The sequence below is a fragment of the Catenibacterium sp. RTP21428st1_D7_RTP21428_210409 genome (assembly GCF_040227455.1).
Lineage (GTDB): Bacteria > Bacillota_I > Bacilli_A > Erysipelotrichales > Coprobacillaceae > Catenibacterium > Catenibacterium mitsuoka_A.
Genome location: NZ_JBEHVX010000159.1, coordinates 1 through 1665, shown reverse-complemented (window position 1 = coordinate 1665; position 1665 = coordinate 1). Strand labels below are relative to the sequence as shown.

Sequence of the window (1665 nt, the reverse complement as noted above, 5' to 3'; positions counted from 1 at the left end):
TAATCTGTTATGAAATGACGATTGTCAAGTGGAAATAACACATTTCTTTGATTTTCGTTTTTCGTTTTCCGTTTTTTCGTTTTATTTTGTTTTTTAAATCAAGGACATAGGACAAGAAACTTCTATACAGATTTATCGGCGGTTGGCCACTCTGTTATGCGTGGATTGGTTACCTCAGGTCAATGGTTTCGCCGCAAGTTTCTTTGTCTATAGTCGTGAATCAAATCTTTGGAAAAAGAAGTGTCTACATAGATTAGTCTTGAATAACTTTAACCATCTTCTTATAGAGATTTCCTGTCCAATAGCCTCAATTCTTTTTTTACTAAATATTAATTTTATTAACGACAATCAAAAATGTTGTCTAATAAGTTTAAGTCCTTTTATAATCAACTACATAAATCAATATGATCTGTCATAATACCCCATATAAAGCATGCAAGTTCTCTTGCGATAGCTGTTTTAGCTACATTATATTTTTTACCTCGCAAAATCATTCGATAGTATTTTCTTCTCAATCTTTCATTGGCTTTATCCGCATATGCTACTACTTCACTGCTGCATTTTTCCTGTCTTGATTTCAAATCTTTTGATTTAAATCCTACTCTTCCTCGTGTATAACCTTGTGCTGCTTCAACCAGTAATCTTCTTAAGTGATTATTCCCTGCTTTGGTGATTCCAAGCTTCTTTTCATGACCTCCTGATGAGTCATCTCCAGGAATCAAGCCTAAATATGCCGAATACATGTTTCCTTTTTTAAAACGATTGAAATCACTTGTTTCCACGATTAAAGATAGTGCAGTATGCGTTTTAATGCCAATCAAACATTGCAGCTGTTGCACTTTTTCTACATATTCTTCTTTTAATGATATTTCTTCAATTTGTCTGTCTAAAGTCTCTACACGATCGCATAGATGATTATATTCAATCATATATTCTTTCAATGTATCTTGAAGTAATGGTTCACTAAAAGAAACTGTATTTATCCAATCAATATGTTTTCTTGTCCAGTAACTTTTTCCTTCGAATTGTTTACCATTGCGTGTTAAAAACGCAATTATTTGTTGCTTAATGCTTTTTAAGTTTTCTTTTATATCATCTCTCATACGAATAAACTCTTTTACTGAATTGTCAAGTTCGGTAGGAACATGTACGGCAGAATATCCACCATAAGCCAAACATTCCGCAATCATCTTGGCATCACGATAATCGTTCTTAAGTTTTCTTCCACCTTTTTCAGTTTTCATGGTTGTTGGAGCCAGGATAACACATTCCACACCTTTCTCTTTTAATTCATGATATAAAGAATATCCCAGACATCCTGCTTCATAGCCACATACAATATTTAGTTCTTCATTTTCGTGTTTCTTTTTAAAAGTTTCAATAACATGAATGATCTTTTTAATTTCAGGTTTTACCTGTGTAATACAGTGAACTGTACCATTATGTTCAAAAGATGGCTCAAAAATGCATAAAGTGTAGTTTGTAGTATGGACATCCATCCCAATTTTTATTATTCTATTCATAGGTAACCCTCCTTATTTGTTTGCGGTAATCCCACAATACTATGAATTTTTATTTCTACTCAAAGTATAATGGTAAATCCACGATTGAACAATTAAGGAGAGTTACTTTTTTTGTTTCCTCCTCGTCATTTCATATTGTCTA

Annotated in this window: 1 protein-coding gene; it reads right to left on the bottom strand. The window is 32.6% G+C overall.

What is annotated here, in order from left to right:
- Positions 1-386 precede the first annotated feature (386 nt).
- Positions 387-1523, bottom strand: a complete 1137-nt coding sequence (locus tag ABUA27_RS12610) for an IS110 family RNA-guided transposase (RefSeq protein WP_349820858.1) — start codon at positions 1521-1523, stop codon at positions 387-389.
- Positions 1524-1665 lie beyond the last annotated feature (142 nt).

What these genes read in the sequence shown, in the direction of transcription:
- ABUA27_RS12610 (WP_349820858.1), bottom strand. Translation starts at nt 1,523, where the DNA reads ATGAATAGAATAATAAAAATTGGGATGGATGTCCATACTACAAACTAC.